This is a genomic window from Pseudarthrobacter sp. NPDC055928 (genome assembly GCF_042270935.1).
Taxonomy (GTDB): domain Bacteria; phylum Actinomycetota; class Actinomycetes; order Actinomycetales; family Micrococcaceae; genus Arthrobacter.
The window spans coordinates 38,287-51,476 of record NZ_JBHJZH010000007.1; the positions used below are offsets into that span (position 1 = coordinate 38,287).

A 13,190-nucleotide genomic window follows, 5' to 3' on the forward strand; every position below is an offset into this window, starting at 1 on the left:
TGCTCTCTTTGCGTGCCTAGCTCATTGATTGTCAGTGGCACCGTCTAATCTTGCGCGAAGTAGGTTCCTTTTTATTTGGGGGTAACGGAAGTGGTAGAGGTAGCCGACAAGGATGTCGCTCGAGCAGGAGTCACATCTTATGAGAACTGGAATGCGGCGTTAGCGGCGGCGTTCTTCAGCCCCGACAAGGCTGGGGAGCTCGTCTATCTGGACAAAGACGATGATGCTTTTGCGCGTGCCTGCCTTGATGTTGGCGTAGCCCTTGACGAGGCCGACGAATCACTGGCGCGAGCTGTTCGCAGCAAGATCTGTTGGAGGGAGTCGGGCAAGCCATTTTTCGCGGACTTCGATGGAATGACGAGATCGTGGGTTAAGGCTAGGCGCAAGGCACTTGCTGCCGCAGCTGAGGTGCCTCCGCCTCCGCACATCGCCCTCTTGGTCTTGTTCTCGTCGGCGGCCGAACGCATGGGTGGTGCCAACATTGAGACTGGCGCCGCGGAATCGAGCTACTATGCGAGCCTTGAAGGGCTCTTGGGAATACCACGCCACGAATCCGGCAGGTTCCGCCTGTCGTTTACCAAATCAAGTGAGGCATTTTGGGAATCACTAACCCTGTGGCTTGAGGACCAAGACGGTCAGCGAGGGTTACCCAGCGCTTATGCACTTATGCACCGCTACGTGGGCCTGCCGATTTCTCAAGCCTTGGTTCGTGAGCGTGAGCGTCGCAATCTAAAGAAGATGTTTGAGGAACAGGGATTCAACCCTGGATCGGTCGTGTCGCACATCGACATGCACGGCGCCATCGACGTTTGGATTGCATCTGCTCGAACTTCAGCCAACGCGGCACTTCGAAAGATGTGGGCATTCAACGAATTGCAGAACCGGATAGTCGAAATTGCGCTAGCAGAGCTGGCCGCATGGGACGGTGTCGGGAATGGCCAGAACAATCTCCAGCAGAAGAATCAACGTGCCCTCCTGACAGTAAGGGACGCCAGGGTCATGCTTCGCTCGGAAATGCGGTTTGGACTCTTGGCAGGATCGAACGTATCCCCGGGAGACATCTGCCGAATAGAAGGACTTAATGCAGAAGCCCGTGAGTTCCCTTTGGATCTCATCGGCGCCGGCTCGGCTGGGTTTGACTTCCGGGCCGTCGGCGTGGACGTCGGCTCCGCTATAAGCGGCGATCTCCAGATCCATTTGCATTCGGGCCTCAAACTTGGGCGTGTCCCGAAAAAGGTAGTTATCTTGACCAGGGATGCCTTTTCAGCGGCCTACGTTGAATCGGACCGGATCAACGCGGCCGTTCTTTCACGCCTCCTTGTTCGGGATGAACCTCAGCTGCTAGCCGCGGTTCTCAAGATCCTTGCCGACGCAGCCCAGCCGGGTTTTGCCAGAGTTCCGGGCGGCACAGACGGTGTACCGCTCGGCTGGACAGTCTTCAAAGACGTCATGCTCCTGCGGACACCGGACTCGGCTCTGGTAACAGGGACTGATCTCTCCGCCTTTGAGCCGAGGCTCTCCACTCAGATGACTATCTCGGGTGGCCTCAAGCTGCCCGGACGGATGCAACGCTGGAGCACGTTAAGTCCTATCCAGGTGATCGTCGCTTCTGAGACGGACGAACCCGTTGATCTGTTCATTCTGACTCGCAACGCTGAGACCCTACAAACTGAAGAATCCGTTGTCAGGAGTAAACTCTCCGTTCCCGCAGTGGTGAACCTGGAAGCGATCCCGGGAGGAACTGAAGACTTTACGCTTTCTCTCCGGCGAGGCAAAACCACGCTACAGACGATGGCTGTGAAACGCAGAAGCTCATCGGTACCAAGCCCTGACAGCGCACAGCGTTTCAGGTCCCTATGCCACGACTTGGAAGACCCATTGTGGCCAATTCAGAGCATCCCTAACGAAGACGCGGCAACACCAGGTATCGACGGAGTCGCAGTTTCGGCGCCTGAAGTTAGTTACAGTCATCGCAAAGTGGCCACGCGTCCGGATTGGAATAGGCAAGGGAGAGTTAATCCGAAGACTCCGCCTTTGCTCGTGGCGGGCCCGCCGGCAGATTCGTGCATCGTGACGGGGCGCCATCGCTGGAATTTTCCACTCTTCGACGGGAAATGGCCAAAATCGCGATGGATGTACGGCGTCTGTGCGCGATGTGGCATGAGTAAACGCCATCCAACCCGGATCCCTAAGAGCCAGGCCGGCCGGGACCAGGCAGTCCGGAGCATAAGAAAGGCTCTTCCGGCGCTCGGGCCCGCTACCGCGCCCTGGTCGGCGCTGATCGATGCGCTGTTCTATCTCGGCGCCGGGTCCCGCCACGAATTCTCGACGCTCGCTCGCCAGCTCGAAGACTCCGCGATCTTTGAGAATCAGCTTCTACACGGCCTGGAGGCTTTGGGCATTATCGAGTTGGAAAGAAATGCTGCACTTGAAGTCATCAACTGGGAAGCCGCAGCAACCTGTATGGGCGAATTATCAGATGGAACCTGGCTGCTCACTGGCTACTGGCCCAGGCAATTAGATAAGGACGTGGTTGAGGCTCTAGAAGATTTGGGCGCAACGGTGACCATCAATGCGCCGCATCATCAGAGCCAACGGAGAGTAGCCGACCTTTCAGCCCACGACGTGGCCGAAGTTGCTAAAGAGTTTGACTTCGACTTAGTGCCTCACGCGGCACGGTCTCTTTCCCTGGCGCTCCCGACGCTTTCGTCCGTTGCGGCTGGCTTGAGCCGGCGCGATATGCCTTTCGCCAGTGGTTATGAGTACTTCGATCCTCGCTCCGCGACGTGGATGGAGATTGAGACTTCGCGACTCCCCGGCCTCTACCGTGTATCTAGCAGCTTTAGCTCGAATTACTACTATCGGAATGCGGAGGACGTGATTGCTGGAGTGGCAGCCATCGTGACCGTTCAGCTAGGCAAGCACCTTGCCGCTCTCGAAGCCAAACGTCCACTGATCGCTTACGATCCCGTCGAAGGGACGATTTCAGTTCCAATTGGGGCCGAACTCCCCGGGATGTTCAGCCGCGCGGCGGTCATGGGCGCCGGTGATTTACCCGTAATGCGGCGCTCGGACCGCTCCGTCAACTATTTCAACGTCCCGGCCGCCGCTGCTAACGCGATCATTGGAAAGCTCACGTCATGAACCAACACCCAAACCCCATAAGTGTCAGCCACGATCTTAAAGAGGCGTTTTCGCGGTATTTCTCCACCAACTATCGCCTCCGATCCCTTGGCCTCGCCGCTGACCGCGAGGATCTTCTCGCTGCGCCAGGACAAGTTTTCCAAGAACCCATGCTCGAACCTGTCATTCCGTATCCCACCACCGACGACCTTGTGGACACCGCTACATCAGCTGGATATTCGGAATCGGTAGCGCGTATCGTCGGGGACGCCTTTTTTCGCCAGTTTGGTAAACCTGGTGAGCGCATAGGCATCCGCCGTCATCAAGCTACAAGCATCCTGACGAATCGAGGCGCCGGTGCGGCGGGAAAGCATAACGTGGTCCTTACCTCGGGGACTGGATCCGGAAAAACTGAAGCGATCCTGCTGCCGATCCTGCTCCGACTGGTAGAGGAATCGGAGACATGGAGCCGGCCAGGTCCTGTCAACACCTGGTGGACGGGTGAATCGTTCAGTCCAATGCGGAAGTACGAAAAGCGCAAGGCAGCAGTCCGGGCGATGATCCTGTATCCCACGAACGCCCTCGTGGAGGACCAGCTAACCCGCCTCCGTCTGGCCTTCCGAAGGATTTCCGAGAGCCGACCCGAGGCGCGGCTCTGGTTCGGTAGGTACACGGGTGCAACTCCCGGAAATAACGCGTTCCCGAAGCCGTCAGCTAAGTCGGTGACCGTCTCCCGTGTAATCGAGGAACTTCGCGAGATGTCCGACGAGTACGAGAGCCTCGTCGCTGCGGGGACCGTTGAGGAGGGTGACCTGTCACTGTTCACGGATCCAAGAATTCACGAGATGGTAACGCGTTGGGACATGGTTCAGGACCCTCCCGATGTCATGGTCTCAAACTTCGCAATGATCAACGCCATCCTAATGAGGGACTTCGAAGCGCCGCTCTTTCAGCAGACGCGAGAATGGCTCGCCGCATCGACGGATCACGTATTCACTTTGGCAGTGGACGAACTCCACTCCTACCGGGGATCCGCTGGTAGCGAAGTGGCACTCCTATTAAGAAGACTCATGGACCGGCTCGGCCTTGAGCCGGATAGCCCACAGCTGCGCATCATTGCAGCCAGCGCTTCGCTGAATGACGATGACGACGGTCTGAGCTTCCTAGAAGAGTTCTTCGGAGCCTCGAGGAGCAGCTTTGTTGTCACTTCGGGTCAGGCCCGTGAGATCATTAGCAGGCTGCCACTTAGTCGCGATCAAGTGCTGGCGGAGCACGCAGCGGGCACCCTGGTGTCTCGCTCGGCGGAACTGTCGGAGGCCATTGCAGCGGCCTGTTTTGAGCCTGAGGACGGCAGGCACAGGGCGCAGTTCCTGCCGACCATTTCTCAACGAATGTTCGGCGTCGATGACCCCGAATTGAGTGCACTTCACGCGACATTCCAAGCCGTTGCATTGGGCGAACAAGTCGGGGTCCCTCTGCGGGGGCACATTTTTGCTCGCGTCCTGTCCGGATTGTGGGCCTGCAGCAGCCCTGTGTGTTCGGGCGTGGCTCCGGAGCGACAAGACCGACACCGCAACGTTGGTAAACTCTTTGGGCAGCCACTCTCAGTCTGCGACGACTGTGGCAGCCGAGTCCTGGAGCTCATTCTCTGTGACGAGTGTGGCGACACGAGCCTTGGCGGCTATGTCTTGCGGTTCAGCGATGAAACAGAGAGCCTGAGCGCAACGCCGGCGGGTATCCTGTCGGACGCCCCCGGGTTGGTTACTCGCCGCAGCCGGGATATGTATCGATGGTTTTGGCCAGCCTCTGACGATCAGGCGCCGGCCGGCGCTGGTAGCAAATGGTCGAGTCAGAATTTCGATGTTGCCTGGGTCCGGGCAAATTTGAGTGCTAGCGGACACCTCGAAGTCGGTGCACCTCAAGGAGCAAACGGCTGGGTCCTTCAAATCAGCGGAAAGGGTGACGCCGGGGCTGCGCCAGCCATTCCTGGCAGATGTCCACAATGCGGGCAACAGGGCCGTCAGACGGCGGACTTCCTCCAAGGACAAGTCGCATCTCCCTTGCAGGGCCACGCCACATCGCCCGCGCAAACAACCTCGGTATACCTCCGTCAGCTTCCCCGTACTCTCGGAGAGCGACCAGAGGACTACCGAACGATTGTGTTTACGGACAATCGAGATTCCGCCGCCCGTACTGCCGCGTCGTTGGCAACACGCCAATACAGCGACATCTTGGTGCAGATGCTCCGAAGGGGCCTCTCCGACGTGGCAGACACGGATATGTTGGATATTCTGCGACGCTTCACCTCCGATTCTTCGAGCCTAAAGCCTGCTGAACTGGCCCAGGCCCAGCACGTACTGCAGACCAATCCTGAGGCCCTCATGGCTCTCATGCGTCAGACGGCCGGCGTAGCTACGAAGGTAGATATCGAGTTATTGACTGAGCTGAACGCCAGTGGGTCGGAGTCCATTGCCTGGACGGATCTTCGTGCTCGGATTGAAAACCAGATGGTTGACCTGGGGATTAGTCCGGGAGGTCCATCGCCTTTTGCGCAGAAGTTCGATAGGGAGCCCTGGTTCACCTTTTATGCGCCCCCGGAACCGGGTCTTTGGACCAAGGCCGACGCCGTCTCCTCAGCTGTGGCACGCGAGAAGCTTGGCAACATGCTGGACATGGAGCTGGCACGGCAAGTCTTCGACGGCGGACGTCGCGACATCGAATCAACGGGACTTGCCTGGGTCCGTACCGAAGTGTCAGGGTCAGGATCCGGTCTTGCCGATGACGTTGCCAGCCAGGCCGCGGCAAGCTGTGTGCGCCTCTTGGGTCTAGATCTCAACTACGAAGGATCTTTCGCTGCCCGTTCGGAGGGGATTAAAACCCCGACCGCCGTGAGGGACTACCTCAAACGTGTTTCGAACGTGCATGGCGGCGATCTGGCAGCGCTCGAGGCGTGGGTGTACGGCGTGCTTAAGAACCTGGGGTTGACCCATGAAGGCTGGACTCTGAAGATACACGGGGCGACTAACCACATCCGCTTTGCTCCTCCGACGACCCGACAGTGGACTTGTGACCGCTGTGGCTTTGTCCATTTGCACGGCTCGGCCGGTGTGTGCGCCAACAAGGGCTGCGACTCTACGTCACTGTCGCAGCGAGAAGGGTCGGTTCACTCCGGCGACTACTACGGTTGGCTCGCGAGCCAGGACCTGAGGCGAATAGCCGTTGCCGAACTTACCGCTCAGACAAAACCAGCCAGCGAACAGCGCAAGCGGCAGCGTTGGTTCAAGGGCATTCAACTGCCGGCTCCCAGAGAGAACGGACGTACCTGCCAGCTAGACGTTCTCAGTGTGACTACGACGATGGAGGTCGGCGTCGACATTGGTGCGCTTAACGCAACTCTGATGGCCAACATGCCTCCCCAGAGATTCAACTATCAGCAGCGGGTCGGGCGGGCCGGGCGCGCCGGACAAGCTTTCTCCTTCGCGATTACATCGTGCCGCGACTCGGCCCATGACGAGTACTACTTCAACAACGCGTATCGCATGACTGGCGATCTTCCACCACAGCCGTTCTTGGACCTGGGACGCCCACGCATAGCGCAGCGCGTTGCTGCGTCCGAGTTGTTAAAACGGGCCTTCGCATCGTTGCCAGGGAAACCAGAGTGGACTGCCGATAGCCTCCACGGATCTTTTGGAAAGGTCGAATCCTGGCCAGTCTTCAGGCCTGCTGTAGCCGAGTGGCTAGGCACCAACCCTAACGTGGGTAACGTTGTCCGGCAGCTGACTCGCTACACGAGGCTCAGCGACGCGCAGGTCTTGGAGATCGAACACTGGGCCCGCACCGAACTTGTCCCAGAGGTGGACCGCGTTACTGCATCTCCTGAACGAAGCGACGACGAACTAAGTCTCGTCTTGGCGCTCGGCGGGTTGCTTCCTCTATTTGGCTTTCCCACGAGAGTGCGCAATCTCTACCACAGCGAAGTCACGGGCCGGGTATTGGACAACCATGTTGTTGCTGACCGGCCTCTGGCGATGGCTGTTACGAACTATGCACCAGGCGCGGAAGTTGTCCGGGACGGTCTCGTACATACTGCAGCTGGGTTTGCGCACTATGAAAAGAAGGGCAGGTCGTGGTCGCCAGCTGACCCGTTGGGAACGCCTCATGAGGTGGTTACGTGTCCTGAATGTGGAACGACCACTATCGACCGGAATGTCGGTGATGCATGTGAGAACTGTGGCTCCGAAGTCGTCCGGTTTTCAATGTTTGAGCCGCGAGGCTTCAGAACTTCATACAAGGCGCGCCCGTATCGGATAGATGGGTCGCGGGCGCAGACCAAGAACCCGCCCACGTTCGTGTCCGCGCAGAAGGAAACCGCCCATGCTGAAGTGCTGGGTGTGGACGTTCGCCTGTACGAGCAGGGCAAATTGCTGCAATACAACGACAATCGAGGACGGCTTTTTGACCTGAAACGGCAGGGCGACGGTTCCGTCGTGGCAGTCGATAAATCAATCTATACACGTGGTTGGAAGGACATGCCCACGACGGGCATCGATGTTGGAAGGTCCGCCATTGGAGAAATTCGCACTACCGATGCTGTGACTGTCGCTTTCACCCGGCTCAAGACCCCGACAGGTGGCCTTACCACCTCGTCGGCGATACTTCCTCCGGGAATGTCTGCGCTATGGTCTCTTGCGGAGGTTATGCGCGCAGGCGTTAAGGCACAGCTGGACATCGACCCCCAGGAGATGCAGACAGGTCTCCAACACCTAATAAGTGCAGGCGAACCGACAGCGCGCGTATTCCTGGCTGACAGTTTGGATAATGGAGCCGGATACGCCGTCGAGATAGCGAAACAAGAGAATTTCAAAGTCCTATTACGCTCTACTCGCGAGTCCTTGAGAACGCTGTTCGAAGGCAATGAACATAACGGGTGTTCCACCTCTTGCCCTGACTGCCTGAGATCGTGGGACAATCAACGCCTCCACGGCGTCCTTGACTGGCGGCTGGCGCTCGACATGCTCGATCTTTGCGCGGGTGACGAGCTGAAGTTGGCCAGATGGTTCGGCCGCAAGCAGGAACTTGAGTTGGTGGCGAAGTCGATCGACCCTGGCTGCGCGGTTGTGCCGGTGGGATCCTTGAACGTTCCGGTCGTACTAATTCCTGATGAGAAAGTGGGCGTGCTCGTAGGGCACCCGCTCTGGTTCCGAGGTCCTGTTGGCATGAGCAACACACAGAGGGAAACCGCTATCGCGGAAGCAAAGCTGGAACTCCCCGGCTACCGACTTTCAATGAGCGATCACTTTGAGTTTGACAGGCGTGCACTCCCTGTCCTGATCTCCGCAATTGAGAGCGAGACAGTCTCCCTCTGAAAGGCCTTGCCGTGTATGCCGAGCGTCAACTCGCCCCGAAAATCCTGGGCGAGTTGACATTCGGAATTCCGCCCCTTATCAGTGAAGGATAGTAGCCTGGCGCAGTGACTGAATTCATTGGGGGAGTAGCGGCAGACCAGATGCCTCCGGGGTTGTACGAACTTCTCGCTACAGATGCGCTTGGTAGGTTGCTGAATGCCGGACCGGATCTGCACCCAGTCTTCACTAACGTAGAAGCGGAGAATAGCCCAGACGTCCTCTCCCGCCACGTCGCAGACGCTGTCAGGCGGGCCCTCGCTGCGGCCAAGCCATCAGATCGGGTGGCGATGGCAAACCGTGTTCTTCAAGAACTCCAAATTAGCGATCGAATTGCAGAGGGCCCCACCCAGCTCCAGTCACTGTATCGTCCAGACTCGCTCAAGCGACGGCAACTTCGCCGCCCCACCATAAGGCTAAGTAATTCCGCGCTCCTCACCAACAGCAAGGACGATCCAAACCTCGCTGCCGAGCTTCGGGCCGAAATGGAGTCCGCCAACACGGTTAATCTCCTCTGCGCTTTCATACGCTGGACCGGCCTGCGGCTCTTGCAGCCGGCGCTGGAGCAACTCAAAGATCGCGGGGCAAAACTACGAGTCATCACCACCACCTACATGGGCGCCACGGAACGCCGCGCCATCGATGAGCTTGTCACCCGGTACGGCGCCGAGGTGAAGATTAGCTATGAAACGCAGGCTACGAGACTGCACGCCAAAGCATGGCTGTTTCGTCGCAACACCGGCTTCGATACCGCTTACGTCGGCAGCTCCAACCTGAGTCAGGCTGCCCTCCTGGACGGGCTTGAATGGAACGTCCGGCTCAGTTCCGTGGCAACGCCTTCCCTGCTACAGAAGTTCGAGGTCACCTTTGACAGCTACTGGGAGCAGCGTGCCTTCCAAAGCTACGACCCCGGACGCGACGGCGAGAAGCTGGACGCTGTGCTGGAACGCAACGGCGGCCGGCGCACCGCCGCACCCGATGCGGCCACCGGGCTAGAGGTCCAGCCGTTCCTCCATCAGGAGGAGATGCTGGAGGACCTGGAAGCAGAGCGTCTCAAGGGCTTCAACCACAACCTCCTGGTTGCGGCCACCGGAACCGGCAAAACGGTGATAGCAGCCCTGGACTACAAACGGCTGTCTGAGGTTGCCGGCCGTGAGCTGAAGCTGCTCTTCGTTGCCCACCGGCAGGAAATCCTGAAACAAGCGCTGCGCACCTACCGCGACGTCATGCAGGACGGCGCCTTCGGTGAACTCTACGTGGGGGAGCACAAACCGAAAGACTGGAGGCACATTTTCGCGTCCGTCCAATCGCTCTCCTCCCTCGGTATTGAGCAGCTGGAGCCGGACTTTTTCGACGTCGTCGTCATCGATGAGTTCCACCACGCCATGGCCCCCACTTACCGCCGCCTGCTGGACCATCTGACACCTCAGGAGCTCCTCGGGCTGACAGCGACTCCGGAACGCGGCGACGGCGTCGACGTCGCCAAGCAGTTCTTCGATGGCCGCACCGCCAGCGAACTGCGGCTCTGGGATGCCCTCGATGCCGACCTGCTGGTGCCGTTCCACTACTTCGGCGTCTCGGACGACGTCGATCTCAGCCATTTGGAATGGAAACGCGGCAACTACGACACCACACAGCTGAGCGCCCTCTACACCGGCAATGACGCCCGCGCCGCCAAAGTAATCCGGGAGCTCCGCGACAAGGCCACCAGTACCGACGACATGCGCGCCATCGGCTTCTGCGTCTCTGTCCAACACGCCCACTACATGGCCGAGGTATTTAACCGGGCGGGCATTGCTTCCGTCGCCGTCGACGGCACCACCGACAATGCTGACCGCGAGGAAGCCCTCAGGCGCCTGGGGCAGCGGGAGCTCAACTGCATCTTCGCCGTCGACCTTTTCAACGAAGGCCTGGACCTGCCGCAGGTGGACACCATCCTGCTGCTCCGCCCCACGCAGAGTGCCACGGTCTTCCTCCAGCAGCTGGGACGCGGGCTGCGCCGTGCGGAGGGCAAAGCGGTGCTGACGGTCCTGGACTTCATTGGCCAACAGCGCCGCGAGTTCCGCTTTGATCTGCGCTACCGGGCGCTGACCGGCTACGGGCGCAAGGAGTTGGAGAAGGCTGTCGAGGACGAGTTCCCGTATCTGCCGTCCGGCTCCCAGATCGTACTGGACCGGGTCGCGCAGAAGGTGGTCCTCGACAACATTAAGGCGCAGCTCCGGTTCAACCGGGCGCAGCTGGTCCGGGACATCGCATCGTACGCCGAGATCGAGTTGGACGCGTATCTGGAGCGCTCGGGGAACGACGTGAAGACGATCTACCGTTCCACCAGGGACTCGTGGACCGGCTACCTCCGCCAGGCAGGGCTGATCGAAGGGTTCTCTCCCCTGGAGACCGTACTCCGCGGGAAGATTGAGGAGCTGTCGAACGCGGAGGAAAGGAAGCTGCTGGGCCGTATGGCCGCGCTGATTCACGTGGACGATCCGGAACGCGCCGCCGCCTATTCCATGCTGGTTGCTCCCGGCGCGCCACGCTACGCGGAGCTTGGCATGCGTGAGCAGGCTTTCGCGCGCATGCTGTTTTATACATTGTGGGATGACGGCGGCGGGTTCAAGACGTACGACGACGGACTGGACTATCTGCGCGGGTATCAGTTTGTGTGCCGCGAGATTCAGCAAATCGTAAAGCTCGGCGCTGCCGCGTCCAAACACGCAGCCAAGAGCCTCGGCGCAGGACTGCAGCACATCCCGTTGCTCTCGCATGCCACCTACCGGCGGGAGGAGGTTTTGGCGGCGCTGCAGTACGGCTCGCTGGAACAGGGCAAGAACGTGCAGCACCGCGAGGGCGTTGCGTGGTGTCCTGCAACTTCCACAGATGCCTTCTTTGTCACCCTGAACAAGGACGACAAAAAGCATTCAGCGACCACGATGTACAAGGACTACGCCATTAGCCCGGAGCTGTTCCACTGGGAGTCGCAGAATGCGACCTCACCGAAGAGCCCGACGGGCCGGCGGTACCTGGACCGGGCTTCGCATGGTTCGAAGGTTCTGATCTTCACTAGAGACACAGCGGACGACGAGACCGGGCTGACAGTTCCCTACACTTGCCTCGGACAGGTGGACTACGTTCAGCACACTGGCGAGAAACCGATAGCCATTACTTGGAAGCTGCATCGGCCGATGCCGGCGGATGTGTTCGCTACTGCGGCAGCCGTGGCGCAATAATAAGCATCAAGCGGGACAGAATTACGTGAAACGTTTACGGCCGAATTGAACCGAGGAAGTATGAACTTTAGCGATGTCGCTGATCTTGGCTCCGTTTTGACTGCCGCGGCTGCGATCTTTGCAGTCTTCCAACTCGTGGGCGCGAGGACTCAGCGGCACAGGGATTTTGAGAACTTATATGTCCAGCGTTATTGGCAGCTTCTCGATCGTATGCCGGATAGGCTCTACCTGAATCATGAGATTCCAGCGCCGGATCCGGATGAACGCCGTATTGTGGTGGCCTATCTTCGTCTATGCGAAGACGAAGTTGACTTGCGGAAGCAGGGGTTTATAACGGACAGGACCTGGGTAATCTGGTCAGAGGGCATTCTCGCCCAGCTGCAGGGCACTGTCTACACAAAAGCGCTGGCCGAACATTCTCACTTGCTCCCATCACTCACCCAATTCGCAGATTTGCGCAAGGATCCGCTTTCTTGGAATGCTTTCGCCAGATGGTGGTCAGGCCTGTATTAGGAAATGCCTCACGTCGGACCAGGCGTCCGCTGGGTTCCCTCGTAGTGGCTTTGTTCTGTCGGACTGCCGCTTAAGGGGCGGACGGTTGCAGCTCGCGCCCGCCGGCCCTCCAAGCGTGGAGACTGGCACAAGGACGTTGACCAGTTCTGAGTGAGGCTGTGCATGGCGACCGTCGATGCATTTTTCATCGAACGCTTGACGGCAGACGCCGTGCGGCGCTATCTTGAACATACGAATTTCCCTGCGCCCTCTTTGGCGTAGGGATTCTGTCGTTTTAGGCCCTGAAAAGATTCTCCGATATCTTGAATTTAACGCTTTGATAAGCGTCGAAATAAGATCCTCAATAGGCTTATGACCGAATGAAAAACTCTATACTCCCAAACGCCGTCACAGTTCCGTGGCGGCTTCAACTGTTAAAGGCGAAGATTACTATGGAAAATATCGGCATCTTTATTGAACGGTTTCGGGACCAGAAGGAACAATGGGGCGTGGACCCGCTGTTCCGCGAAACGTATCCACCGATGGTCTACGGTCCTAGCCGCCTGCGGCCCAAGGAAGCTGGAGTTGATGTTCGGCTTGGTCTGGACTTTGTAAAGGCGGCGGAATCGAGGAAGTTCGACGTGGTCGTACTCTTTTCCAGTGATTCCGACCTCTTCCCGGCGGTTCATGATGCAGTTCGAACATCAACCCGTGTGGAGCTCGCGGCGTGGTCGACCGGTGCTTCAACACCTGGCAATTTGGTGTCCCACCAAGCCATCAAGTCGTTCCGACTTTGGACTCACATGCTGACGGAGGAAACATTCTGGGATTGCCAGGATGATCTGTCAGTGGCTGCCTGAGGGGAGGCCTTGAAGAAACCATGTACAAGAACTCTCAACTTTGCCAGGGTGAAGTATCTATCCTCCGGGGACAGACTGTTGCTGTGACA

5 protein-coding genes are annotated in these 13,190 nt (G+C 58.6%); all 5 read left to right on the forward strand.

What is annotated here, in order from left to right:
• The first annotated feature begins 90 nt into the window (after window positions 1-90).
• Window positions 91-3,144 (forward strand): hypothetical protein, encoded by a 3,054-nt coding sequence (locus tag ACFC25_RS10780; RefSeq protein ID WP_376045149.1) that lies wholly within the window; start codon window positions 91-93, stop codon window positions 3,142-3,144.
• A complete protein-coding gene (locus ACFC25_RS10785; RefSeq protein ID WP_376045150.1) occupies window positions 3,141-8,489 on the forward strand; it encodes a DEAD/DEAH box helicase in 5,349 nt (1,782 codons plus the stop codon). Before ACFC25_RS10780 ends, ACFC25_RS10785 begins: the two co-directional genes overlap by 4 nt.
• A 140-nt stretch (window positions 8,490-8,629) precedes the next feature.
• Window positions 8,630-11,749 (forward strand): DUF3427 domain-containing protein, encoded by a 3,120-nt coding sequence (locus ACFC25_RS10790; protein WP_376045259.1) that lies wholly within the window; start codon window positions 8,630-8,632, stop codon window positions 11,747-11,749.
• Window positions 11,750-11,809: 60 nt separating this feature from the next.
• Window positions 11,810-12,262, forward strand: coding sequence for a hypothetical protein (locus ACFC25_RS10795; protein WP_376045151.1), 453 nt, complete (start codon window positions 11,810-11,812; stop codon window positions 12,260-12,262).
• A gap of 431 nt (window positions 12,263-12,693) precedes the next feature.
• Window positions 12,694-13,101: an NYN domain-containing protein gene (locus ACFC25_RS10800; RefSeq protein WP_376045152.1), complete on the forward strand. Its 408-nt coding sequence runs from the start codon at window positions 12,694-12,696 to the stop codon at window positions 13,099-13,101.
• Window positions 13,102-13,190 lie beyond the last annotated feature (89 nt).

Bases quoted from the DNA above. Each gene is read 5' to 3' on its own strand.
- ACFC25_RS10795 (WP_376045151.1), top strand. From the start codon at position 11,810: ATGAACTTTAGCGATGTCGCTGATCTTGGCTCCGTTTTGACTGCCGCG.
- ACFC25_RS10790 (WP_376045259.1), top strand. From the start codon at position 8,630: ATGCCTCCGGGGTTGTACGAACTTCTCGCTACAGATGCGCTTGGTAGG.
- ACFC25_RS10800 (WP_376045152.1), top strand. From the start codon at position 12,694: ATGGAAAATATCGGCATCTTTATTGAACGGTTTCGGGACCAGAAGGAA.
- ACFC25_RS10785 (WP_376045150.1), top strand. From the start codon at position 3,141: ATGAACCAACACCCAAACCCCATAAGTGTCAGCCACGATCTTAAAGAG.